Below are 24,850 nucleotides of genomic sequence, written 5' to 3'. Positions count from 1 at the left end.
AAAACGCATTCCGAATGAAAAGATATATTTTTAACTTATTTCTCCTGTTCTGTTGCACATTCAGCCTGTATGCCCAAAACAGTTCGGTAGAGGTACAGACAAACAAAATAGAGGTTGAAGGTCTCGTGACAGACGAGTATAAAGAACCATTAATTGGTGTCAACGTAATCATCAAAGACATCCCGGGGTTAGGCGCCATCACCGACATAGACGGTAAGTTCAAAATCAAGATGGAACCTTACCACAGACTGGTTTTCTCCTTCATCGGTTTCGAAAATCAGGAGATCCTGATAAAAGAACAAAAAACAATCAGGGTCATTATGAAAGAAGCTACTGCCACTGCTTTGGATGAAGTAGTGGTAACGGGTACCGGTGCACAGAAGAAAATAACGATGACCGGTGCCGTTACCAATGTGGATGTAAATACACTGAAGACTTCCACATCAAGCATTACCAATGCGCTGGCAGGTAACATAGCAGGTGTAATGGCTCGTCAAACATCCGGACAGCCCGGCAACAACATATCCGAATTCTGGATTCGCGGTATCTCGACATTCGGAGCCGGTTCAAGTGCCTTGATTTTGGTCGACGGATTTGAACGCAGTATGAACGAGCTCAATATTGAGGATATAGAATCCTTCACTGTACTAAAAGATGCTTCTGCCACAGCAATCTACGGTTCGCGTGGTGCTAACGGTGTAGTATTGATAACAACTAAACGTGGTAAAGGAGGAAAGGTACAAATCGATGCAAAGGTAGAAACAACCTACAACACACGTACCATAACCCCAGACCTCATTGACGGATATACGTATGCTTCAATGATGAATGAAGCACGTACTACTCGCAACCAAGAACCTTTCTTCCCTGAAGACAAATTGTATATACTCCGTAACGGACTGGATCAGGACTTATATCCCAATGTAGACTGGATGGATGTACTCTTGAAAAAAGGAGCGCCTACTTATCGTGCCACTATCAACATGAATGGCGGTGGTTCATTGGCACGCTATTATGTATCTGCAAGCTATGTAGACGAAGGCGGTATGTATAAAGTAGACAAAGGACTAAAAGACTATAATACCAATGCCAATTATCGTCGCTGGAACTACCGTCTGAACGTGGATATGGATATCACCAAAACTACACTGCTAAAAGTAGGTGTATCCGGTTCGCTGGACAAAAAGAACGAGCCGGGTATGTCAAGCAATATTTGGGCTTCTGCTATGAATTATAACCCAGTTTCAGTACCAATCATGTATTCCAATGGATATACGCCCGCTTTCGGTTCGAACGATGAACAAATCAATCCTTGGACCATTGCTACGCAAACCGGCTATCAAGAAACATGGAATAATAAATTACAGACCAATATCACTCTCGAGCAAGACTTCAGTTTTATCACCAAAGGTCTAAAGTTCATCGGACGTTATGGATTCGATACCAACAATTACCAGTGGATCAACCGCAAAAAAATACCAGAATTATGGAGAGCGGAACAGAATCGTGCTTCTGACGGTAGTCTTGTGATGAGAAAAATCAGAGATGAACAATTGATGTCACAAGAAGCCAATTCAACCGGCGAACGAAAAGAATATTTAGAAGCAGAGCTGCACTACGACCGTACCTTTGGTAATCACATGGTGGGAGCTGTAATGAAATATACACAAGATAAGACCATCAATGCCTCTGTAAAAAAGGAAGATGACATTATGCAAGGCATTGACAGACGCCATCAAGGACTTTCCGGACGTTTTACCTACGGTTGGAAGTACCGATACTTCGTTGACTTTAACTTTGGTTACAATGGGTCCGAGAATTTTGCAGCAGGTCATCAGTTCGGTTTCTTCCCCGCTTACTCTATAGCTTGGAACATGGCAGAAGAGTCTTTTATCAAAGAAAAATCACCATGGATCAATATGTTTAAAGTACGCTACTCTTATGGTAAGGTAGGTAATGACAATATGGAAAGACGCTTTCCTTACTTGTCTACTTTCGGAGCAAGCAATAACTACAACTATGCAGACCTGGGACAAAACTATCAGTTCGATGGATTGACCTATACTTACTACGCAACTAATGCCGTTACTTGGGAAATAGCAACCAAGCATGACGTAGGCGTCGACTTCTCATTGTTCAATGACAAGCTGACCGGTACAATTGACTACTTTCACGAACAACGTGACGGTATTTACCAAGAACGTAACTATATCCCCCTCTCCGTTGGAATGTATGGTACAGGAACAGGCATGAAACTATCTACCAATATAGGTTCGGTGGTTTCCAAAGGATTCGACGGTAACTTGGGATATAAACAACGTATCGGAGATGTCAATCTGACATTGCGAGGTAATTTTACATACAGTAAGAGTGAAATTCTGAAATATGACGAAGAATTTAGTAATTACCCTTATAAAAGTCAACAAGGTTTCCGTGTAAATCAAACCCGCGGACTTATTTCACTGGGATTATTCAAAGATTATGATGACATCCGTGACAGTCCTAAACAGAGCTGGGGTGACGTAATGCCGGGTGATATCAAGTATGCGGATGTCAACGGTGACGGAAAGATAGATGAAAATGACGAAGTTCCCATCGGTGCAACCAATCGCCCGAACCTTATTTATGGTTTTGGTGTTTCCGCAGAATGGAAAGGATTTGACATCAACGTCCTCTTCCAGGGTGCAGGCAAATCAACTTTTTGTATCGAAGGTCCTACTGTATATCCCTTCAAGGACGGTGATTGGGGAAATATTCTCACCGATATGGCAAACTCCAATCGCTGGATATTAGGCGAAAATGAAGATCCGAATGCAGAATACCCACGTCTAAGCTACGGAGGCAATAGTAACAACTATCGCCCATCCACATATTGGCTTCGTAACGGTTCCTATCTGCGCTTGAAAAACCTCGAAATCGGATACAATATTCCGAAGAGCCTTATCAATAAGATCCATCTGAACAATGTTCGCTTATACTTCATGGGAACTAACTTGATAACATTCTCCAATTTTAAGTTATGGGATCCGGAGCTGGGCAGCACCAACGGTCAGGCTTATCCATTATCAAGATCATATACCTTAGGACTTACAATTAACATTTAAATTAAAACAGATGAAAAAACATATATTATCCGTAGTAACCATTTTAGTCATCGGGCTGGGAATTTCTTCCTGTTCAGACTATTTGAGCGTGGAACGTTTTTTTAAAGATCGCCAAAGTGAAGAGAAAATTTTCAAGAGCAAGAATTTTACGGAACAATGGCTAGCCAAATGCTACAACTGTCTGTTAGAAACAAATTTGGAAATCACACGTATCGGCTATTCCACTACTAATTTTGCAGATGATATGATTTTTAATGAAAGCGACGGAGCGGTAACTTACAATGCTTTCAAATTCGGACAATATGACAATACTTGGACAAACAACTCATATATCCGTTGCTACGAAGGCATCCGTCAAGCTTCTATCTTAATCAACAATGTAGATATTAATGAAGAACTGTCAGAAGAAGAAATAGCAGACTATAAAGCACAGGCCCGCTTTTTAAGAAGCTATTTTTATTGGTTGTTATTAAGAAAATACGGACCAGTTCCTCTAATTCCTGAAGAAACAATCAGCATTGATGAAGATTATATAGACATGTCCTATCCACGCAACAGCTACGATGAAGTAGTAAACTACATCAGTGAGGAAATGGTACTCGCCGCCCAATCGCTGCCTGAGAAGAGAGACAGACAGAATGTCAACCGCTGTACGAAAGGAGCCGCCTTGGCCGTACGCGCAAAAGTACTATTATATACTGCAAGCCCGATAAATAATCCACGCCCCGGTGACTCCGATAAGTTCTCTGATTTTACAGATTGGCAAGGACGCATGCTAATGTCTCAGACGTATGACGAAAGCAAATGGGCCAGAGCAGCAGCAGCGGCTAAAGATGTCATTGACTTAGCCAATACAACTGGTGTATACAAACTCTACACTGCTCCTTATCAGTCTAAAGGAGATAACGCTTATCCGGCAACCGTAAGACCTCCCTATCACCCGGTATACTCCAACAAAAATTTCCCGGAAGGATGGGCTGATATTGACCCGTTCGCCTCTTATCGCTCTATTTTCAATGGAGACTTGTATGCTACCGAGAATCCCGAATTGATATTTACGAGAGGAAACAATGCGTTAAATGATCAAGTCAGAGATCTCGTTCTCGATCATTTACCCACAAATGCGGGAGGAAGAAACCGCCACGGACTGACTATCAAACAATGTGATGCCTATGATATGGCAGACGGAAGTAGCTTCAATCTAGATACATTCCTAGACACTTGTGAGGTAGACAAACGTTTCGTCTCGGAAGATGAACACAACCGCGGACTTTATCCGCAGATACGTCCGAGAGTATGGAAAGAATATGCGAACCGCGAACCGCGTTTCTATGCCAGCGTAGCATTCAACGGTGCTTTTTGGGCATTGGCAAGCGCCCAGGATGGAGATAGGCGTAATCAACAGGTATGGTACTACAGAGGTAGCGATAACGGAAGAAAAAATAGTTCCGACTATTGGATTCCTACAGGAATCGGTATCATGAAATTTGTCAGTCCCAATGACTGCAACACGAACAATGGAAGAATCTATGATAAAGTAGACATACCACTTCGCTATACCGACATCCTGCTGATGTATGCGGAAGCCCTAAACGAGCTGACTCCAAGTAGTAACTACGAAGTTACAACTTGGGAAGGAGAACCAATTACAGTTTCGCGAAATACTGAAGATATCCGTAAAGCTGTCTTGCCTGTCAGAATGCGTGCCGGAGTTCCTGATTACAACGAGGAGACATATAATGACCAAACATTGTTCCGCAAGAAACTAATACACGAACGTCAGGTAGAATTCATGGGCGAAAATCAACGCTACTACGACCTTCGTCGCTGGAAGCTTGCTCCGGTAGAAGAGTCCGAACAAATCTATGGCTACAATGTACTGATGACTGAAAGCAAGAAAGATCGTTTTTATGAACGTATACGAGTAGAAAATCTGCAAGCAAATTTCTCACGTAAGATGTACTTTTGGCCAATGCCACAAGATGAATTAAAACGGAACCGTAAAATGACACAAGCTCCGGGATGGGAAACTTTCGATTAATCTAAAATTATACATAAAAATGAAAAGAAGACATATTTATATAGCCACATTATTCATCGCATTGTTTTCGTTCAGTGCATGCAATGACGAATGGAAAGACGAACTGTATGTTCACATGGTTTCACTAAAAGCTCCAATCAATGATGGAGAGGTTTCAAACATCTACGTCCGCTACAAGCCTAATGGTGAGGTTATCTACAACCTTCCGGTACTAGTCAGCGGTTCTACTCCATTGGACAAGGATCTTGATGTACGAATCGCTGTAGACCCGGATACATTGAACGCCATGAATGAAGCCAATTTTCACGAACTCAGAAAAGACTTATGGTATAACCTACTACCACAGGAAAATTACGAATTTCCTTCCACCACCTGCCATATTCCGGCAGGTTCGAGGAAGGAACTATTCCCCATCAAGTTTAAATTTTCAGAAATGAACCTTTCGAAGGAGTGGGTGTTGCCGTTGACAATTGAGGAAGATCCCTCTTACATTACCAATAAACGAAAAGGATGGCGGAAAGCCCTGCTTCATGTATTGCCATTCAATGATTATTCCGGAAATTACTCGGCAACTGCCATGAATATCTATTTTGCCGATTCGAGCGATGATCCATTGGTAGTAGACAATCGTCGAGCACATGTCGTAGACGAAAACACAGTGTTCTTCTATGCAGGTACAAAAGAAGACAATGCAATAGATAGAGAAACTTATAAAATCAATGTAAAATTTGAAGAACCTTCAGAGGTTACTGAAACTAAAAAGAAAGGAAGCTTGACGATACAGCCAGCAAATTCTTCAATAAACTTCCAGCTCACAGAGCATCCTACCTACGAGATTTGGGATGAAATGGATACCAATCAACCTTACCTGATGCATCGTTATTATGTATTATATATCAAATATACATATGATGACATAACTACATCAAATGTACCTACTTCTTATCGAGCGGAAGGTTCATTAACTATGGAACGTAAGATTAATATAACAATACCAGATCAGGACCAGGCAATCCTATGGTAAAAAAATCTGTTTATGAAGAAATTAAACATCATTTTTATATCTTTATTAACCATGGCATGTATAGCACTATCTTGCAATGATGACCCTGTGGAAAGCAAAGATATCCAGAAGATCGATCCGGTGGGACAATTGGAAGTATACAAAACAAACCGGGAAAAAGAAATTCTGGTGAAATTTGTAAGAACAAGTTATGTGAAAGACACACAGATAGAAATAGCTTATCGGAATATGGGGGCTGAAGAAACCGGAGAATGGACTGCTATTATGCTAAATGGTGACAACTATAAATATGGAGGAAATTATTTATTGCAAGTTCCTGCGGAAGGAACATATGAGGTTGCAATCACCTTGATAGGAGCCAATGAGCTACGTTCAGAAAGCAAAAGCCAAATCGCAAGCACATTCGAGTACGTAAAGACAAGTATGTTCGACTGCGCCCACTCTATGATGACATATGTCATAAAATACTATTACCATAAAGGACCCAGAACATGCTGGCAAACATATTATCCCAAAGAACAAGGATATTGGGACGGAGATGCAGTCGTATGGGGGCAAGGGGGAGGATTATCCGCATTTGTTGCCTTGAGAGAAGCATCCGTAGACACGGAACAGGAAGAATATTATCGTTCTTTAGAAGATGATATGTTCAACGGAATCCAGCATTTTTGGGTAACAGATCATGGGCGCACTGCATATAGTGTATATCCAGATTCAGGAAATGACCGTTTTTATGATGATAATGTATGGATAGGACTAGATATGGCAAAATGGTATGCCATATCTAAAAATATACGCTATTTAAATCAAGCTAAAGCCGTTTGGAACTATCTGTCACAGTATGGATGGGACAATACCTGTGGCGGCGGAGTTCATTGGAAAGAACTGAATGAACCAAGCAAGTCAAAACATACTTGTTCCACCGCCCCAACGGGTGTACTGAGTTGTAAACTATACCAACTAACCCATGAGCAGAAATATCTGGATAAAGCTATTGAATGCTTCAACTGGCTGCAAACCTATATGCAGGACCCTAGCGACCATCTGTATTACGACAATGTTTCTCCTGATACAGAAGATCCCACCCAACCAGGACGTATGGAGACGAATAAATATTCTTATAATTCGGGACAACCATTGCAATTAGCCTGTCTTCTTTATAAAATAACCAAGAATGAGTCGTATTTGGCAGCAGCACATCAAATTGCGGAAGCCTGTCACAAAAAGTGGTTCACTTCCTATCATTCAGAAGTTCTGCAACGTGACTTTAATATTCTGGCACCAGGAGATGCTTGGTTCAACACTGTCATGTGTCGCGGATTCTTTGAACTCTATTCTATTGATAAGAATCCTTCATATCTGGAAGACGTGCGCAACACAATGTTACACGCATGGTTTGGCAAGGCACATCACATCAGTGGTTTAATCAATGACGAGGACTTAAGCGGAGCCGTTTCGATGAACAAATGGCAGATTCTGAAACAAGGAGCACTCGTTGAGTTATATGCCCTTTTGGCTACTTGGGAGTCTGGCAAAGACCAGGCTGACTTATTATAATTTGAGTATAATCAAAAGCGAAAAGATATGTTAAAAACAAAATTTTTAATTTGTATTGCTGCATGGATGGCAGTAACAAGTGCCGGAGCCCAAATCGTGACAGGCAACGCTCGCTATGTAGATCCTTTCATTGGCGTAGACGGAGGTGGCAATGTCTTTCCGGGAGTATGTACTCCATTTGGAATGGTAAAATTAGGTCCCGATTGTGGCAATAAAGATTGGAATGCCGGATGGAATCCCGACGGCAATATACACGGTTTCAGCCATACCCATGTAAGCGGAACAGGCGGAGGATGCAAATATGGCAATGTATTGATGCTACCTCTGACCGGAGATATACATCTGGAAGACTATTCTTCCCCCCGTGCCAACGAAAAAATCGTTTTAGGCGAATACAAAGTTGAGTTGCCGCGCTACCACACCGCAGCCCGACTGACAGCATTAAGCAAAACAGGTTTTCATGAATATACTTTCCCTTCCGGCAAAGACTCCAAAATTCTTTTTGATTTAGGTAGTTGCCTAGCCCTACAAGTATGCGAAACTCAAACGATTGTAGGTTCGGAAGTACGCATACTTTCCAACTCAACAATAGAAGGATATACCCGTGTACGCGGAGGCTGGAATGAAGGAGAAGCCTATACAGTCTATTTCTATGCAGAAACAGATACACCAGCAGAAAGCTTCGGTACATGGAAGGGAAATACTTTAATGCCGAATACTAACGAACAATTCGATTCAGGCGAAAAAACAGGTGCTTATTTGAGTTATTCGACTTCTGAAAACCAAAAAATAAACGTACGTGTCGGCATCTCCTATATCAGTTGCGGCAAAGCTAAAGAAAATCTGAAGCAGATAACAACCTGGGACTTCAACAAAGTACATACTCAAGCTGTGTCTGAATGGAATAATATCTTAGATAAAATTGAAGTCGCAGGAAATGAAGAAGACAAAATTAAACTATATACAGCTTTATATCATTGTTATCTTCAGCCAGTAGACAAAACCGGAGAAAATCCGAAATGGATATCAACAGAACCGAACTTTGATGATTTCTATGCCATTTGGGATACATTCCGTGCTACCCATCCATTATTTACTTTGCTTACCCCTTCCGTCCAGTCGAACATGATACGTTCACTCATTGACATTTATCGCAATGAAGGATACATGCCTGATGCACGTAGTGGAAATGATAATGGCCGGGTTCAAGGAGGAAGTAATTGTGATATTCTGATTGCCGATGCAATGGTAAAGAATCTGCAAGGAATTGATTATGAAGCAGGCTTACAAGCTATGTTGAAGAATGCAGAAGTAGCTCCTGGAGGAAATGAAAGAAAAGAAGGCCGTGGAGGTTTAGCAGACTATAATTCATTAGGTTATGTTTCATCAGCTTATGAAAGATGCTTGACACGTACTTTTGAATACTCTAATTGTGATTTCGCTATTGCTACAGTAGCCGATCGTTTAGGGAAACAAGATATTGCCAACAAATACTATAAAAATGCATCTAACTGGCAAAATACATGGAATGATAAGATAACAAGTTTGGGATTTTCGGGCTTTGCATGGCCAAGAAACGAAGAAGGTAAGTACTGGGATAAAGAGCATTTCAGCACCTTGAAAGGCGGTAATTGGGGAGAGCCTACTTATGAGACCTTCTCTTTTGAGTTGTCATTCTATGTACCACATGATATGAAAAGTTTAATCCAAAAATGCGGTGGAGAAGATATTTTTACGCAGAGACTAGATACCTTTTTTACTCACAAGATATGGGATCAACGTTATCATATAGGATTATTTCAAATAGCCAATGAACCAGGTTTCTTAATTCCGTCATTATACAATTATGTAAACAGACAAGACAAAACAGCCGAGATTGTACGGTATATTTTAAAAAATAGATATAAAACAACACGTGACGGTATCCCGGGTAACGATGATTCCGGTTCTATGTCTGCCTGGTATATTTTCCATTCTATAGGATTCTACCCTAATGCAGGACAGGATACATATCTTATCTCAAGCCCTGTGTTTAATACAGTTACTATACATCTTGAAAATGGTAAAACCTTGAAGGTTATAGCAAAAAAGAATAACGATAAAAACATCTACATTCAATCAGCTACCTTAAATGGCAAACCACTTAACAAAAACTGGTTCCGTCATAAAGACATATGTGAAGGAGGTATATTAGAATTTGTAATGGGACCTAAACCTTCAAAATGGTCAAAAGAAGGAGAACTCCCTCCATCTATGTCCGAAAAACGATAATTCAACTAATTCGTTTAAAATAAATAATCTACTCATCAACTTTAAAAAGAATGTTGATGAGTAGATTATTTATTTTCACAACCATCAAAAAAGCACCTCCTATATTTACTCTTTTATAGGATCAATGCTTATTTTCAAAGAGAAACTGCCCCACTCTTGTAGTTGGGACAGTCCTTTTTATTGAAAACCTTACAAGCTCCTATTCATCTAAAAGTACCTCCAACTCTGCTACAGCAGCCATTTTACCATCCTTCACGACGGAAGACAAAGCCTGAAGTTTCACATAGCGTGCCTTGCACGGAGTAAATTCAATCGTCTGCACTTCTTTGGAATCAGCGAACGTACCGGAGGTTACTGCCTTTCCCCACTCTTTTCCATCACGACTGACATACACTTCATATTTAGCTATCCGACCTTCGGCAGCATCCTGTCGGGGAGTATATTTGATTCCCTTTACTACCGTTTCTTTGGTTAAGCCTATTTGTATTTCATGAGGATAAGGTGCCAGATAGAACTGATTATGTACCGTATGCCAATATGTATTCATATCACCATCAGCAGCCAATTTCATACTTCCGTCTGCATCACTGTCTACATACACCACTTTTTGTCTGCCTCCGGACACACCTGACAAATTCCGTATGGCGTTTACATTAAGTTCAGCAGCCGAAGCCCAATCTCTGCCATAAATCTCAGACAAAGCTATCAGTTTGAAATAGCGGGTTACAATAGGCTTTTCCAATGTAACGAACTGTGCAGAAGCCGAATTTTCAAAGCTACCTTTCATCTTATTCCCCCAGTTCTTTCCATCCTGGCTAAAATAAAGTTCATAATCCTTGATGCGTCCATTTTCAGAATTACGCGGCTGATAGATAAACTTATCTATTTCAAGCAAAGAAGACATATCCACTACTATCTCATGCGGATGTTTTGCCACCGGATCGTTCCAACGGCTGTGCCAGATCGTATTCAAGTCTCCGTCGATTGCATTCCGGGCTTCTTCACCTCCATTCTCACTACTAACTGAAACAATCTTCCAGGTAGAACGATCTACATAGATCGGTAACTTAGCAGAAGACTTTACGCTTTTCGCCAATTGTTCTGAAATAGCATATGCTTCTACGTTACCACCAGAAATTAATTCAAATGGCCCGTCATATATTTTATCTTCTCCGCCATTCAAGCTATAATGAATAGTCGCTCCCGGGGTACTAGTCTGCAAATTCAGGTAGCCGTTGTTATCTCTTTCTATCAGTACAGGCATACATACAGGCATCTGTACCCGTGCTTTCTTTACAAGTTCCTCTTTTGAATAACTTCTCTCCAAAGGCAGCATGATAAAGCTGAAAACAGTAGGCTGTGAACGAAGTTCATACTTTTGCATCGGACCAGGTCCACAGCTTGCATTACCAAGTGGGCGCACCTGTGCATCCAAACAAAGAACAGTTTCTTTTCGCATCGGCACTTCATATTTATGAAGCAATCTACGACGATTAGCAGGATCAACCATATCCTGTGCCCTAGCATGCAATGCTGAGGCAGACATCTTATCTCCTGCAACAAAAACAAAGCCTATACCATCGGGGTTGGTTATTGAAATCCAACGTACATCTTCATGATTGCCCATCTCCTGAGCTCTCACATAATTCACCCACTGATTAGACACCAAATCATCATAGACGCCTACATACGTAGCATCTTTACGATCTACATAATTCTCCCATGGACCACGTCCATACCAGCGCATCCGTTCAAATCCTTCCGGCATTTCCATGCGATACCCCACACGAGGGATAACCGCTCCCTTTGTTCCGGGAATTATGGTACTATTCACCATGATAGAGCCATCTGCACCAACTGTATATTCTATATTCGTCCGATAATCGAAACCTGATTGTCCCCGATACAGATTTTCTATCTGCAATCTCACTTTACCGTCTTCTTTATGCACCTCCCAGTGTCCGGCTTCAAGAAGCATACGATTCAGTCCATTTTGGAACCAGTCTCCGTCCACTTGTTTGTCATTGTCGGTAGGAGCACGGAAAACGTTCAATTCCAGTCCCTTGCTTATCATCGGCACTTCGTTCAATGTATAAGCAGAAATAGTACCTTCCTGCTTTGAGAAGGTTGCTTCAAACTGTAATCCTTTTACCAGATATGCGTCACTGGTTTCCACCAGTTCAATACTGCCTTTTTCTGATTTAAAAATTGGCTTCGCACTATCAGAGAGCTTAAATTGTTCCGATGCTACTTCATACCCTGCCTCTGCCCATTCAGTATCTTGCTTCTGGCAGAAGCTGAACTTAATGAAGTATTCGGCTCCGGGAAGTCTCTTTATCCGGCTATCATCTATAGTAATAACCTTACTGCTTTGCGCATCCAGTGACAATTCTTCCAAATTGCCCGAGAACACGACTCTTCCGTCCTCTTCAATCTCATATCTTCCATAGAGGTCATCCAGCCCTGCATGGAATCTTTTATTAGTCAGCTTATATTTTCCACTTCCCATAGCCTCAACCCATACAGGCTGATGCATTTTCTTTACTTCATAAGCCTTGGCAGAATACGTACGGTCGGAGAATATAACACCATTCGTGCAGAAGTTGCCGTCATTCGGAGTATCGCCGAAATCTCCTCCGAAGGCCATATAATAATCGGAACCGTCCGGAGTAGGCATCTTAATACTTTGATCTACCCAATCCCAGATAAAACCGCCGACAAGTGCCGGATAACGTTCATAAGTCTCCCAATATTCCTTAAAGTTTCCAATTGCATTTCCCATTGCATGGGCATACTCACAGACTACATGAGGTTTCACAGTTTCTCCATTCTGCGATTTCTGCAACCGTTCCTTACCTACACTCTCCAACCACTGCACATCGGGATACATAGAGCTGGTTACATCACAATAAGAGCTATTTCCTTCATAATGAGTAGGACGGGTATTGTCGAGTTTCTTAACAGCCTCTGCTGCTGACTTAAAGTTAATGCCATTACCAGACTCATTTCCCAATGACCACATTACAATAGAAGGATGATTTTTATAACGTCTTACCATATTCTCGCTACGTTCCGTAAATGCTTTCACCCACGAAGGCTCGTTGGATAACGCCATCAGTCCGTGACATTCCACGTTGGCCTCAGAAAGCACATAGATACCGTATCTATCACATAAATCATAGAAATAAGGATTATTAGGATAGTGAGAAGTACGTACAGCATTTATGTTCAGCAACTTCATCAGTTGCACATCTTTTTCCATTTCTTCCTTGGATACCGTACGTCCATTCAGCGAGCTGTGATCGTGTCTGTCTACCCCTTTAAATAAAGTAGATTTTCCGTTAACCAGCATTCTGCCATCTTTGGCAAGCTCAATCTTACGAAAACCAACCTTTACGCTACGAATATCTACAGTTTTCCCTTTCTGTTTCAATACAACAGTCAGATTATAAAGATCAGGAGTCTCTGCTGTCCATTTCAAAGGATTCATCACTTCAAACTGGAGATTATTCGCACCCATCTGGGCACGCATGCTTTGTGTACCGACTTCATTACCTTCCAGGTCTGTCAACCTTGCCTGTATCTCACAGTTACTCTTCTTTCCCGTAACTTCTACGTCCAAAGAAACAGATGCATTTTTATACTCTCCATCCAAGTCCGTACGAAAGAAGAAATCTCTGATCTGCGTTTTGGGAGCCGACCACAGAAAAACATCCCTGAATATACCACTGAACCGCCAGAAGTCCTGACACTCCAGGAAACTGCCGTCCGTGAAACGATAGACCTCAACTGCAAGTACGTTCTTCCCCGCTTGCAAATAGGGAGTCAGGTTGAACTCAGCAGGCAGGTAACTATCTTCCGAGTAACCTACCTTCTTGCCGTTTAGCCAGATATAGAATCCAGCCTCCACTCCGTTGAAACGAATAAAGACGTCGCGCCCCTTCCACGATTCGGGGATGGTAAACTCCCGGCGATAACTTCCTACAGGATTAGGCATTGTTGCAAAGGTATAATTGGAGGGACGTGGCTGAATCACATTCGGCCACTGTATCTTTTTCCAATCCCATTCGCAGAAAGGATAAATAACATTGCAATACAATGGTTTGTCCCAGTTCTTGTGGTGACGTACCGCCTCAATCTGCCACGTGGCAGGAACCTTGATATCATCCCACTGGCTTACATCATATTCGGGTTTGCAGAAATCCTGGGGCCGGTCTTTCGGATCGGGTACCCAATGGAACTTCCATGTACCGTTCAACGTTTTGTAATAAGTGGATTCTTCAATCGCCAAATTCATTGCCTGCTGTTCATCAGCAAAAGGAATAGCTATCTGGCAGGCTTGTTCCTTGTTTACTCCCGATACATACTCATTGCACCATTCGGGTTGTTCTGTCGTTTGAGTAAAAGCGGATAATGGCACAAACAGAAATGCCGCCATTACACCGGGCATGATTTTTCTTCTCATAAATAGGATTAGTTAGTTATTAGGTAATTCCATGTTTTCTCGTAATAATAGTTCTGTCAACTTTCGCTTACAAAAATAGTGCGTTTCAATGATTATTCCTCATTTATTCGTGACATTATTATACCCATATACGACGTTAACCGACATTCTTCGGTAAATAGCTCAAAAAACTGTATCTTTGCACTCCGAATATATACTTGACTATGAATAAAGTTAATGGTTTCCTGTATGGGCTGCTTTCATCAGCCTCTTTTGGGCTTATTCCCCTTTTTACCATCCCTGCCATGCAGGCGGGTATGCATTTCGAATCGATACTTTTCTATCGTTTCATGTTTGCATGTATGGCATTGGGTGGAATTCTGCTGATTGACGGTCAATCTTTCCGGATCAGCCGACGGGATATACCTTCACTGCTCCTTCTCGCTCTCCTTTATCTGATGTCTGCCGTCTTTTTATTCTGGGGATATAAGTTCATGGCAAGCGGAGTTGCTACTACGATTCATTTTATGTATCCGGTGCTCACTACTTTAATCATGATGCTTTTCTTTAAAGAAAAAAAGTCCGGTTGGAGAATGGCTGCCATCGTATCTGCCATAACCGGCGTCTACTTCTTGTCCGGCGGAAATACGGAAACTGGAAGTATCTCGTTTTCCGGTCTTTTCATTGTCCTGCTGTCAGCACTTGGTTATGCACTCTATCTTGTCACAATGAGTCAGCTAAAGATAGGACGAATGAAGGGATTACTGCTTACTTTCTATGTATTCCTCTTCGGGGGTATCCTCCTTTTCATCGGAATAGGAACAGTCAGCCAACTGCAACCTATCAGCGAATGGCATACTGCCGGCAACCTGATATTACTGGCACTTATCCCTACGGTTGTCTCCAACCTTGCACTGGTGAGAGCCGTAAAAAGCATCGGCTCCACACTCGCCTCTGTGCTGGGAGCTATGGAGCCGGTAACTGCCGTATGTGTAGGTATCTTCCTTTTCGGAGAAGCTTTTACCACCAGTATCGGTGTAGGTATCGCACTGATTATTGCTGCGGTAATGGTTATTATATTAAAACGATAAAATCAGCCTTTTCATCGGTTTATCTTCAGTTCTTCAATCAGGTTAGCAGCCTTTCCGTACTTTTCCATGATAAAAAGTACGTAGCGGATATCCACCCCGATACAACGTTGTAATTCGGGTTCAAAGACAATATCGCTGCTCATTGCTTCCCAATTGCCGTCGAAAGCCAATCCAAGAAGTTCTCCCTTTGCATTGAACATGGCACTCCCGGAGTTTCCTCCCGTAATGTCATTGTTCGAGATAAAACAAACACTCATATCTCCTTCTTCATTGGCATATCTGCCGAAGTCACCGGAGGAAAGTATATTTAAAAGCTCCGGCTGAACAGCAAAATCAATATCCCCGTCATGTTCTTTCACCTTCTCAAAAATTCCTTTTGCAGTCGTAAAATAGTCATAAACAGCTCCATCGAAAGGAGAATAACCACAAATAGTTCCGAAGCTAAGACGCATCGTAGAGTTAGCATCGGGATAGAAATTACGATCTGCATACATGCGACGCATAGCTGCATTGAACAAGCGCTCATCCTGCTCTATTTGTTCGGAAGCCTCTGAAATGCTCTGATTCATTTCATAATATTTCACTATCAGATCAAGGCTGAGAGAAATAGCAGGATCTTCAATCAGATTATAAGTCGTATCCCGTTCCAGGAAACGTTTAAGCCCCCTTGGAGAAGTAATATGAGACGTTGCATACAAAGAATCCACATAAGCTTGAATATTACCATTATACAAGGTGTCTATCTGGGCATACATCGCCGGAAGATATTTCTTGTCGACTTTCGTCTGATATTCCTTCAACATAGCGGCAAATACTTCCTTATCAATATTTAAATCAAGATTATCGTATTTCTCCAATAACTTTTTCATTCGGGTAACCACCTGCTTCTCTTCGGCTTCAAAATCAAAGTTCAGAATTTCCAGTGCAAGCTGTACAAGCTCGGGACCGTTGATAAACGACTCACCGAAGTAAGCCAATGCATGGTTAGTTTCACTGCGATTATTATAATTCAGCTCCAGAGACGAAAACAAGCGAATCAGTTTCTCTCTTTCCTCCGGATTAGCCTGAATCCATTCACGAAGTGCAGCTTCCGCGGCACGCTTCTTTTCCAAGACTTTCAAATGCTGGATAGCTTTATTAGTTCCGATACTGTTCTTCCAGTAATTGGAGCTTTCATCGTACTTAGAAGCGTATTTAATACGAATATCGGGACGACGGTCCATCTCCCGTTTCCAGATAGCCTGCTTTACCCCACGTACATCAATCATTGCCCGGTTAATTCCGTTCATCATTTCTTCGATACCATAAGAAGAGAGATAACGCTCCGTACTGCCCGGATAACCCAAAGTCATACAAAAAGAGCCTTCCTTGTATCCGTCCAGCGAAATAGGAGCCACGTATTCAGGGCGATAAGGGACATTTTCAGGTGAATAATCCGCCGGGCCATTCTGTTTGTTGGCATAAATACGAAAAACACTGAAATCACCTGTATGGCGAGGCCACATCCAGTTATCCGTATCCCATCCGAACTTACCGACAGAAGAAGGAGGAGCAAAAACCAGCCGGACATCGTTATAATCACGATAGACAGAAAGCCAGAACTCATTTCCGGCATAATAAGCATCGACAATTCCCGTCAACGTAGAATCCTTTTCCGATACCTCCATGCCAATTACATTCATGATAGAGTCAACAACTACCCGACGCTCACTTTCTGTGCGAACATGCTTGGCAGCCGAAAGTACGCGCTTGGTCACATCCTCCGTACGAAGGAGGAAGCGGACATATAATTCGGGATTCGGCAGTTCTTCACCCAGGTTACGGGCAACAAAACCATCTTTCAGATAATCATGTTCTACGGAAGAATGCTGCTGGATACTGCTGAAACCACAGTGATGATTGGTAAATACCAGACCATCTTCGGAAACCACCACTCCCGAACAGAATCCTCCGAAGCTGACAACAGCATTTGCCAAAGCCGGTTTCTTCGGATTATATAATTTGCTTACAGGCATCTGCAAACCGAGTTCCTTCATCACCCGTTCTGCCTGTTTGTTCTTGCGAAGGTTCCCCAATAGCCACATTCCCTCGTCAGCAAATGCCTGCGACAGACAAAAAGAGAGGAGAATCATTGCGGTTAGTCTGAGTTTCATGCTATTATTTTTAGATTTATATGTTCAATCCGGACTCATTATTCGGTAATGAGCCTCAACTTCTTCGCTCCCACCCGTGCTTTCAGCCATGCACTGATTTTCTCCTTCTCGGCAACTGACGGGTGTTTGCCAAATTTCAAAACAGCCAGCGTCACTGTATCCGTCTTCATCGAGTCTACCCGTGTTTCCAGCGAGTGAGCAATTGAAAGCGAAGTGATAGAAGGATAAAGTACCTTCAACTCAGGCACTAATGTACGTCCCATCGTATCGTACTCTTTATATTGAGCAAGATTTTCTTCCAGTCGGGTGATCTTTTTCTGCTGTTCCTGCAAGCGTTGTTCACTGTTTTTATAAAAGTCTTCCATCACCATAGCACGAATGGAGGAAACGTCCACCGCCTCATTATTCATTCCTTGCAGCACTGTCAGCTTTGTTTCTTCCAACTTATATTCTTTCAGTTTGCTACGAGCAATGGAGATAGAAGCATCCGGCACTTCAGGACCAATCAGAACCACACGGATATCTTTATGTTCATAGCTGATCTTCTTATCAAGTACCTGCGTATTTTCAAAGTTCAGCTGCTCGTTGATAAACCGGTTGGCTGCTGTCTCGTAAAAAGTACTTTTAATAATACCAAATGTCAGATAAACAGCCGGACACATCGTTAGTACAACAATCAGAATGATATATTTACGCACCATCTTCTCACGTGCCTTATCAACAAATTCCTTACGTTGAAAATGCATCACCCGCACACCGATAAAAGTAGCCAGACTGATAAATACGGAGTTGATGAAATAGAGATAGAAAGCACCCAAAAAGTAAACCAGATTGCCCGAAGCCAATCCATAGCCTGCCGTACAAAGCGGAGGCATCAACGCCGTAGCAATGGCAACTCCCGGAATCACATTTCCTTTCTCCTTGGTAGAAAGAGCGACAACGCCTGCCAAACCACCGAAGAGTGCGATGAATACGTCATAAATCGTTGGTGAAGTTCGTGCCAGCAATTCTGATTGCGCTTCTGCAATAGGAGTAAAAAGAAAAAATATAGTGGCCGTTGTCACACTGAAAGCAGTCGTTATCAGAAAGCTCTTCAACGAACGTTTCATCAGTTCAAAGTCATTCAGACCGACAGATAAACCGACGCCCATGATAGGTCCCATTAATGGAGAAATCAACATGGCACCGATAATAACCGCTGTAGAGTTGACATTCAATCCAAGTGACGCCATGAAGATGGCAAAAATAAGAATCCACAAATTGGCTCCTTTGAATTCCACTCCTTTACGGATAGAATCTACTGTTTCCAGTTCGTTGTCTTTATCCTTTTTCAAGTCCAGGTATTCACCTAAGAACGACTTGATAGCAAACTTATTACGTTCATCTGTCTTCATAGTCATTTCTTCTTTTTTATAATTCGGTTAATAACAGGAATCTGCTGCAATGGCAAATCCCGTTTGATAATATAGGCAACAAACAGCAACAGAAGCACTGTACGTAAGGCCAGAAGCAAAACTGTGTTATGAATCGGCATCCATTCACCAATCAGATACAGAATAATGGCTAATCCTACATAACAACCTATTCCACGCAAATCATAAGCAATAGGATACTTCTTCTGACCTACCAAATAAGATAGTAACATAGCGATGGCATAGCCGGTAAAACCTGCCCATGCGCAAGCTACATACCCATATACAGGAATCAGGAAGATATTCATCAGAACAACAATCAGACAGGCTATTATCGAAAAATAAGCTCCCCATTTCGTGTCATCCGTCAGTTTATACCAAAAAGAAAGATTAAAATAGATTCCCATAAACATCTCTGCAATCATCACGATGGGGACTACCCTAAGTCCTTCCCAATAATCCTTGGCAATGATATAACGCAGAATATCCAGATAAAACATTACTGCCAGAAAAGCCAGCAGCGTAAAGATAATGAAAAACTTCATTGCCTGCGCATAGATTTGCTTGTTATCCTTATCCTTACTTTTACCAAAGACAAAAGGTTCATAAGCAAAACGGAAAGCCTGCGTGATCATTGCCATAATCATCGCTATCTTAGTAGCCGCACTGTAAATACCTAACTGTACATCCGCTTCCACCTTATCAGGGTATACAAAAGGGAAAATAATCTTATCCCCGACCTGATTCACAATGCCTGCCACCCCCAATATCAGAATAGGAAATGAATAATATAACATCCGCTTCATCAATAAACGGTCAGGACAATAGCGGAATTCACGGAACTCAGGTATCAGTCCGAGCATTACAACAAAAGAACAGATCAGATTAATAAGAAAAGCCACTCCCACATCATCACCTTTCATGACCACAAAATAGAGGATATTCAGCAGGATACTGACAAATATGAATAAGAGTTTCAGTCCGGCAAACTTGATAGGGCGTTTCTTATAACGAAGATAAGCAAACGGAATAGCCTGAATGGCATCCATAGCCAATACAATCAGCATCATACCCAAATACCATGGATGTTCACCATAACCCATTAATCCCGCAATAGGATTGAGGAAGACCAGACACAACAGCAAGAATATGAGCGATACGCCCCCGACCATCAATAACGAAACAGAATATACTTTCTTCGGATCGTCATCTCCTTTATTGGCAAAACGGAAAAAGCCGGTTTCCATTCCGAAGGTAAGCACCACAAGCAATAACGCCACAATAGCATACATCTTGGTGATCACTCCGTATCCTCCGGAAGCAGCAGGAAGCGAAAAAGTATAAATCGGTACCAGAAAATAATTCAGAAACTTACCAATAATACTGCTGGCACCATAAATCGCAGTGTCCTTTGCCAATGACTTTAATTCTGCCATGTTTATTTAGATCTCTTTATTATCAATGAATAATATTATTTCTTTTGTTTGAACAGCCACTCCATGAAGCCCGGATAATTGAATGCAGGATTCCAGCTGCCATGATTGCAACCGGGGAATTCGATATATTCCACCTTTGCTCCGGCAGCTTTCAGTGCTTTGTACGCTTCACGCGACCCTTCAACTGTTACCACATCATCGGCATCCCCATGAAATATACGGAACTTCACTTCTTTGGCAGCCGGCAAACGGTCCGGATTCACCGATCCGCAAATGGGAACGGCAGCCGCAAAAATCTCCGGATAACGGACCACCAAATCATACGTCCCCATCGCTCCCATTGACAATCCGACAATATATATCCGTTTTTTATCGACTTCGGGCATGACCAGATAAGTGTCCAACAATTGTTTGAGAGTCCGGGTAAGAGAACTCATCTCCTGTCCTGCAGGCATATCTGCCGGAAACAGTGATTTCGGACGTTCCGTATAAGCCCAGTAGCTACCTGCCGGACATTGAGGAACAAGTACGAAAGCCGGATACTTCTCTCTGTTGACAGGATTCAGAAACATCTGTCCGCCATGCGTCAGTTGTCTTTCATTGTCATTTCCACGCTCACCGGCTCCATGCAGGAACAGGACCAGCGGATATTTCTTCCCCGCCTTCATTGGCTCGGGACGAATCATCCGATAAGGCAAAGAATCTCCTGTGGAAGAGACAAATACGTCCTTCTCATAACCTTGTTGAGCTGATAATGACAGACTCAAAGAGAGAAATACAAGTAAGATACTCCACTGCTTCATACTCCAATCATTCAATAAAATCAGTTATCTGTTTAAACGTTCCTCAAAAAGCCTGCTTTTAATTGTCGCCAACACTCTCCATACCGACAGCCGCCAGATCAAACTATCAGTCATTAAACAAGGTTTTCTGACTGCTATAGAGGCTCCTTCCCAAATGCTTATAGGCAAGCTCCGTCACTTCACGTCCACGAGGAGTCCGTTTCATAAAACCTTCTTTGATCAGGAAAGGTTCATACACTTCCTCAATAGTGCCCGCATCTTCGCCCAAAGCGGTAGCAATGGTTGTCAAACCGACAGGACCGCCTTTAAACTTGTCTATGATGGTGCAAAGTATCTTGTTGTCTATCTCATCCAAACCATACCTGTCGATATTCAACGCTTCCAGTGCAAACTGAGCTATTTCCGTATCGATAGAGCCGGAACCTTTCACCTGCGCAAAATCGCGTACGCGACGAAGCAAAGCATTGGCAATACGGGGCGTACCACGACTTCGGGATGCAATCTCCGATGCCGCCCGCACCGAACAAGGCACGTCCAGTATGGATGCTGAACGTCGGATGATATTACTCAGAATATCATCGTCATAGTACTCTAAATGCAGATTAATACCAAAACGGGCACGAAGTGGAGCCGTCAGCAATCCGCTACGGGTAGTTGCACCGACCAGCGTAAACGGATTCAGGTCAATCTGAATGCTACGTGCCGAAGGTCCCTTATCAATCATGATATCTATCCGGTAATCTTCCATGGCCGAATAGAGATATTCTTCTACCACCGGCGATAAACGGTGAATTTCATCGATAAAGAGCACATCGTTCGGTTCGAGGCTGGTCAAAACTCCTGCCAGATCGCCCGGTTTGTCGAGCACCGGACCGGAGGTTACTTTAAAGCCTACTCCCAATTCGTTAGCTATAATATTTGAAAGCGTTGTTTTACCCAATCCGGGAGGTCCGTGCAGCAGAACGTGGTCGAGCGCTTCGCCACGTAACCGTGCCGCCTTCACAAAGATGCGAAGGTTTTCCACCACCTTATCCTGCCCGCTAAAGTCTTCAAAGCTTAACGGACGGAGCGCATTTTCGAAATCCCGCTCCCTTGAAGTCAGCTGATGTTCGCGTATGTTAAAATCTTCTTGTTCCATTTTCTTCTTGAAAAGTAGGAGACAAAGATAGAGAATTACCTTTATTTTCAGCATAAGAAAGGAGGTTTATTTAAAACGTAATAACTACTTTTGCATCATCTATATACACATCATCGACTATGGTTCTAAATTACATCTGGATAGCATTCTTCATCATCGCCTTCGTTATCGCCCTGATAAAAGTAATTTTTCTGGGAGACACGGAGATATTTACAGCTATCATGAACTCAACTTTCGACTCTTCGAAAACCGCTTTCGAGATATCTCTGGGACTGACCGGAGTATTAGCTCTTTGGCTGGGTATCATGAAAATCGGCGAGAATAGCGGACTGATTAATGCACTCGCCCGCTTTCTGAGTCCGGTACTCTGCCGCCTGTTTCCGGACATTCCCAAAGGGCATCCGGTATTGGGTTCCATCTTTATGAATATGTCCGCCAACATGCTCGGACTCGACAATGCTGCCACCCCATTGGGGCTCAAAGCAATGAAAGAACTGCAGGAACTGAACCCGAAGAAAGATACGGCTTCCAATCCGATGATCATGTTTCTAGTAATCAACACCTCCGGGCTCATCATTATCCCGATCAGTATCATGGTATACCGTGCGCAGATGGGGGCTGCCCAACCTACGGATGTGTTTATCCCTATCCTGCTGAGTACTTTTATCTCGACTCTGGTCGGCGTCATAGCTGTCAGTATCGCCCAGAAGATCAATCTGATCAACAAGCCTATCCTGATATTGATGGGCGTTATCTGCCTTTTCTTCTCCGGATTGATTTATCTGTTTCTGAATATTTCGCGTGAGGAAATGGGTACTTACTCTACGCTGATAGCAAATATTCTTCTGTTCGGGGTGATCATCCTGTTTATTCTGACAGGAGTCCGGAAGAAGATTAACGTATATGATTCTTTTGTAGAAGGTGCCAAAGAAGGCTTCACGACAGCCGTACGAATCATTCCGTACTTGGTTGCCTTCCTTGTAGGCATTGCCGTATTCCGTACTTCGGGAGCGATGGATTTCCTTGTGGGGGGCATTGGTTATGTAGTCGGTCTGTGCGGAGTGGATACCAGTTTTGTGGGAGCATTGCCGACAGCGCTGATGAAGTCTCTCAGCGGCAGCGGTGCCAATGGGCTGATGATTGACACGATGAAAGAGATGGGACCGGATTCGTTTGTAGGCCGAATGAGTTGCGTAGTACGCGGAGCTTCGGACACCACTTTCTATATCCTTGCCGTTTACTTCGGCAGCGTCGGAATCAGTAAAACTCGGAATGCAGTCACCTGCGGCTTGATTGCAGACTTCTCCGGTATTATAGCCGCCATCTTAATCAGTTATTTATTTTTCTTTTAAATCATAGACTCAATTATGGCTGTAACTTATCAAACCGAAGGCGTCAAGATGCCTGATATCAAAAAACGGGAAACTACAGAATGGATAAAGAATGTAGCTGCCTCTTATGGAAAAAGACTCGGTGAAATCGCTTATATCTTCTGCTCCGATGAAAAGATTCTGGAGGTAAACCGACAATATCTGCAACACGATTATTACACGGATATCATTACTTTCGATTATTGCGAAGGTGATCGTCTGTCGGGCGACCTGTTTATCAGCCTGGATACGATACGCACCAATGCCGAGCAATTCGGGGCAGCTTATGATGATGAACTACACCGGGTTATTATTCATGGTATTCTTCATCTCTGCGGTATCAATGACAAAGGTCCCGGGGAAAGGGAAATCATGGAAGAGGCGGAGAATAAGGCGTTAGCAATGCGATAAAGAATTTATTTGATAATAAAGCCATATATTAAAAGTTTATAATGCTTTTAATATATGGCTTTATTATACTTACAACGCACTTATTTGTAAGCTATTTTTTCAAAGCCAGAAATAGAATTTGCTAATACAACAAACCAAAAACTTAGAGATCCACGATCCATACTTGCATCTATAATTGCATACATATACCTTCTCGAAATCAATCCATCATATCCATAATTATCATATGTAGCATTTGGTTTTCCTGTATACATATATAGTCTATATTCTCCACTAGGATTGATGTTCCCAATATCAATTGCACTGCACATGACATCTGTCCCTTTTAAGTTTATAGAAAAATTAGAAGCATAATAACCCGATGCATCAATTGGCAAAATAGAGTGTATCTTTATCAATACTGGTTCCCCTCCTCTTGTTACTACATTCATCAACTCTTCCACCGCTTTATTAACTGGATAACCATTAGCATTCTTTACATCTTCCATAATAGTTTATTTTATAATTAATAATACAATCAAAAATATATGCCTTTTTCATTCCTTTCCAACTAATATATATGAAAACCCTTCATTTACCAGTAGCTCTCCATAAA

15 protein-coding genes are annotated in these 24,850 nt (G+C 42.2%); 8 read left to right on the top strand and 7 right to left on the bottom strand.

Features of this window, described 5'->3' with window-relative positions; translation table 11 throughout:
• Positions 1-14 precede the first annotated feature (14 nt).
• The 5 genes from HMPREF2794_RS16920 to HMPREF2794_RS16900 are packed head-to-tail and all read left to right on the top strand — an operon-like array spanning position 15 to position 9,997.
• The gene (locus HMPREF2794_RS16920; protein ID WP_010536037.1) at positions 15-3,104 is read left to right on the top strand and encodes a SusC/RagA family TonB-linked outer membrane protein; all 3,090 of its coding nucleotides are present in this window, start codon (positions 15-17) and stop codon (positions 3,102-3,104) included.
• A 10-nt stretch (positions 3,105-3,114) separates the two neighbouring features.
• Entirely contained in the window at positions 3,115-5,145 is a 2,031-nt protein-coding gene (locus HMPREF2794_RS16915; RefSeq protein ID WP_070751984.1) for a RagB/SusD family nutrient uptake outer membrane protein, read from the top strand.
• Between the two features lie 19 nt (positions 5,146-5,164).
• Positions 5,165-6,169, top strand: coding sequence for a DUF4973 domain-containing protein (locus HMPREF2794_RS16910; protein WP_010536035.1), 1,005 nt, complete (start codon positions 5,165-5,167; stop codon positions 6,167-6,169).
• Between the two features lie 12 nt (positions 6,170-6,181).
• Complete coding sequence (locus HMPREF2794_RS16905) at positions 6,182-7,726, top strand: glycoside hydrolase family 76 protein (protein ID WP_010536034.1); 1,545 nt, start codon at positions 6,182-6,184, stop codon at positions 7,724-7,726.
• 27 nt (positions 7,727-7,753) lie between these two features.
• The gene (locus HMPREF2794_RS16900) at positions 7,754-9,997 is read left to right on the top strand and encodes a GH92 family glycosyl hydrolase (protein WP_010536033.1); all 2,244 of its coding nucleotides are present in this window, start codon (positions 7,754-7,756) and stop codon (positions 9,995-9,997) included.
• A 199-nt stretch (positions 9,998-10,196) separates the two neighbouring features.
• Here the strand turns inward: HMPREF2794_RS16900 and HMPREF2794_RS16895 are convergent, their stop codons facing one another.
• Positions 10,197-14,462 (bottom strand): glycoside hydrolase family 2 TIM barrel-domain containing protein, encoded by a 4,266-nt coding sequence (locus HMPREF2794_RS16895; protein WP_029425179.1) that lies wholly within the window; start codon positions 14,460-14,462, stop codon positions 10,197-10,199.
• A gap of 203 nt (positions 14,463-14,665) precedes the next feature.
• On the opposite strand from HMPREF2794_RS16895, the gene HMPREF2794_RS16890 reads away from it, so the two are divergent.
• The gene (locus HMPREF2794_RS16890) at positions 14,666-15,532 is read left to right on the top strand and encodes a DMT family transporter (RefSeq protein ID WP_010536031.1); all 867 of its coding nucleotides are present in this window, start codon (positions 14,666-14,668) and stop codon (positions 15,530-15,532) included.
• A gap of 11 nt (positions 15,533-15,543) precedes the next feature.
• Here the strand turns inward: HMPREF2794_RS16890 and HMPREF2794_RS16885 are convergent, their stop codons facing one another.
• The 5 genes from HMPREF2794_RS16885 to ruvB all read right to left on the bottom strand — a co-directional run bounded on the left by HMPREF2794_RS16885 (position 15,544) and on the right by ruvB (position 22,474).
• On the bottom strand, positions 15,544-17,685 hold the full coding sequence (locus HMPREF2794_RS16885) for a S46 family peptidase (RefSeq protein ID WP_022301802.1): 2,142 nt from the start codon (positions 17,683-17,685) through the stop codon (positions 15,544-15,546).
• 38 nt (positions 17,686-17,723) lie between these two features.
• Positions 17,724-19,079: a TIGR00341 family protein gene (locus HMPREF2794_RS16880; protein WP_029425178.1), complete on the bottom strand. Its 1,356-nt coding sequence runs from the start codon at positions 19,077-19,079 to the stop codon at positions 17,724-17,726.
• A 2-nt stretch (positions 19,080-19,081) separates the two neighbouring features.
• Positions 19,082-20,533 carry a lipopolysaccharide biosynthesis protein gene (locus HMPREF2794_RS16875; RefSeq protein WP_070751982.1) on the bottom strand — a complete coding sequence of 484 codons (1,452 nt, stop codon included), beginning with the start codon at positions 20,531-20,533 and terminating at the stop codon, positions 19,082-19,084.
• A 35-nt stretch (positions 20,534-20,568) separates the two neighbouring features.
• The gene (locus HMPREF2794_RS16870; RefSeq protein ID WP_070751980.1) at positions 20,569-21,336 is read right to left on the bottom strand and encodes a carboxylesterase family protein; all 768 of its coding nucleotides are present in this window, start codon (positions 21,334-21,336) and stop codon (positions 20,569-20,571) included.
• 106 nt (positions 21,337-21,442) lie between these two features.
• The gene (gene ruvB / locus HMPREF2794_RS16865) at positions 21,443-22,474 is read right to left on the bottom strand and encodes a Holliday junction branch migration DNA helicase RuvB (RefSeq protein WP_055269530.1); all 1,032 of its coding nucleotides are present in this window, start codon (positions 22,472-22,474) and stop codon (positions 21,443-21,445) included.
• Positions 22,475-22,593: 119 nt separating this feature from the next.
• On the opposite strand from ruvB, the gene HMPREF2794_RS16860 reads away from it, so the two are divergent.
• Positions 22,594-23,826, top strand: coding sequence for a nucleoside recognition domain-containing protein (locus HMPREF2794_RS16860; protein ID WP_010536025.1), 1,233 nt, complete (start codon positions 22,594-22,596; stop codon positions 23,824-23,826).
• A 15-nt stretch (positions 23,827-23,841) separates the two neighbouring features.
• The gene (gene ybeY, locus HMPREF2794_RS16855) at positions 23,842-24,255 is read left to right on the top strand and encodes an rRNA maturation RNase YbeY (protein ID WP_008767506.1); all 414 of its coding nucleotides are present in this window, start codon (positions 23,842-23,844) and stop codon (positions 24,253-24,255) included.
• Positions 24,256-24,335: 80 nt separating this feature from the next.
• Here the strand turns inward: ybeY and HMPREF2794_RS16850 are convergent, their stop codons facing one another.
• A complete protein-coding gene (locus tag HMPREF2794_RS16850; RefSeq protein WP_070751978.1) occupies positions 24,336-24,743 on the bottom strand; it encodes a hypothetical protein in 408 nt (135 codons plus the stop codon).
• Between the last annotated feature and the right edge of the window lie 107 nt (positions 24,744-24,850).

The organism is Bacteroides sp. HMSC067B03 (assembly GCF_001811315.1).
Classification (GTDB): domain Bacteria; phylum Bacteroidota; class Bacteroidia; order Bacteroidales; family Bacteroidaceae; genus Bacteroides; species Bacteroides faecis.
The sequence above is the reverse complement of the archived record's forward strand: the minus strand, read 5'-3'. Positions and strand labels throughout refer to the sequence as shown.

Coding starts and splice junctions, on each gene's coding strand:
- HMPREF2794_RS16920 (WP_010536037.1), top strand. CDS start 15: ATGAAAAGATATATTTTTAACTTATTTCTCCTGTTCTGTTGCACATTC.
- HMPREF2794_RS16910 (WP_010536035.1), top strand. CDS start 5,165: ATGAAAAGAAGACATATTTATATAGCCACATTATTCATCGCATTGTTT.
- HMPREF2794_RS16915 (WP_070751984.1), top strand. CDS start 3,115: ATGAAAAAACATATATTATCCGTAGTAACCATTTTAGTCATCGGGCTG.
- ybeY (WP_008767506.1), top strand. CDS start 23,842: ATGGCTGTAACTTATCAAACCGAAGGCGTCAAGATGCCTGATATCAAA.
- HMPREF2794_RS16880 (WP_029425178.1), bottom strand. CDS start 19,079: ATGAAGACAGATGAACGTAATAAGTTTGCTATCAAGTCGTTCTTAGGT.
- HMPREF2794_RS16875 (WP_070751982.1), bottom strand. CDS start 20,533: ATGGCAGAATTAAAGTCATTGGCAAAGGACACTGCGATTTATGGTGCC.
- HMPREF2794_RS16860 (WP_010536025.1), top strand. CDS start 22,594: ATGGTTCTAAATTACATCTGGATAGCATTCTTCATCATCGCCTTCGTT.
- ruvB (WP_055269530.1), bottom strand. CDS start 22,474: ATGGAACAAGAAGATTTTAACATACGCGAACATCAGCTGACTTCAAGG.
- HMPREF2794_RS16885 (WP_022301802.1), bottom strand. CDS start 17,685: ATGAAACTCAGACTAACCGCAATGATTCTCCTCTCTTTTTGTCTGTCG.
- HMPREF2794_RS16890 (WP_010536031.1), top strand. CDS start 14,666: ATGAATAAAGTTAATGGTTTCCTGTATGGGCTGCTTTCATCAGCCTCT.
- HMPREF2794_RS16900 (WP_010536033.1), top strand. CDS start 7,754: ATGTTAAAAACAAAATTTTTAATTTGTATTGCTGCATGGATGGCAGTA.
- HMPREF2794_RS16895 (WP_029425179.1), bottom strand. CDS start 14,462: ATGAGAAGAAAAATCATGCCCGGTGTAATGGCGGCATTTCTGTTTGTG.
- HMPREF2794_RS16905 (WP_010536034.1), top strand. CDS start 6,182: ATGAAGAAATTAAACATCATTTTTATATCTTTATTAACCATGGCATGT.
- HMPREF2794_RS16850 (WP_070751978.1), bottom strand. CDS start 24,743: ATGGAAGATGTAAAGAATGCTAATGGTTATCCAGTTAATAAAGCGGTG.
- HMPREF2794_RS16870 (WP_070751980.1), bottom strand. CDS start 21,336: ATGAAGCAGTGGAGTATCTTACTTGTATTTCTCTCTTTGAGTCTGTCA.